We start from the raw sequence: 697 nt of genomic DNA, 5'->3' as shown, positions 1-697 counted from the left end.
TCAAATCGGACACGTAACAGTTGGCCATCGCTTCGCGATTATAGCCAATGTTACTTTGCCGTTTAATATAAACGTTAGCAGTACAGGAAGTTTATGAGTTCGATTGGCACAAAGGCAGTAAAAAAATTAGGTTGGGTATGTGGTTTAGGACTATCAATTATAGGTTTTGTCGATCTCAATAAAGATCCTATTTCAGGTTTAATAATTATTGCGTCAATCGTAATATGTTTAACTGTAATAGCTAAATTACTTGGAAAGCCTTTACGCTCAGAAATTGAATCTGGTAATTTCACAACAGAAGAAGCCAAAATATTAATTATTAAACACCCTGGTGTTTGGCTTGGTGCTGTGGCAAGTTTAATTATATCTTTTACAGTGTAATGTACTGCTAACAAGGCATTCAAACGGACAAAAAACAGTTGGTTGTTTTCACTCCGTTCAACATTTTAACCAACAATTTTTTGCCGCTTAATGTGGCGTTATTTGGCAACACGAAATCGAGTTATTATTTTATTGTAAGAACAGTGTTTTCAAGGTTAGTTTGGTGGGTTACGCCTCAGTTTTCGCCTAACCGTTTTGGTGTTTGTCGTTAATAGACTTTACGCTTTTTTAAGACACCTTGCGGTAAAGTCATTAACGCTGTTCTCGCTTTCGTGTTTGGCTCAAAAATCACGGTTTGGTTAGTCGTGTTGCTGGG

1 protein-coding gene is annotated in these 697 nt (G+C 36.9%); it reads left to right on the top strand.

The features are described 5' to 3' along the window. Positions 1 to 93 precede the first annotated feature (93 nt). The gene (locus D1094_RS18425) at positions 94 to 381 is read left to right on the top strand and encodes a hypothetical protein (RefSeq protein WP_118961555.1); all 288 of its coding nucleotides are present in this window, start codon (positions 94 to 96) and stop codon (positions 379 to 381) included. Positions 382 to 697: the final 316 nt, after the last annotated feature.

It is taken from the genome of Colwellia sp. RSH04 (assembly GCF_003545765.1).
In the GTDB taxonomy this organism is placed as follows: Bacteria; Pseudomonadota; Gammaproteobacteria; order Enterobacterales; family Alteromonadaceae; genus Colwellia.
Note: the sequence above shows the minus strand (reverse complement) of the source record. Positions and strands in the feature narration are given on the sequence as shown.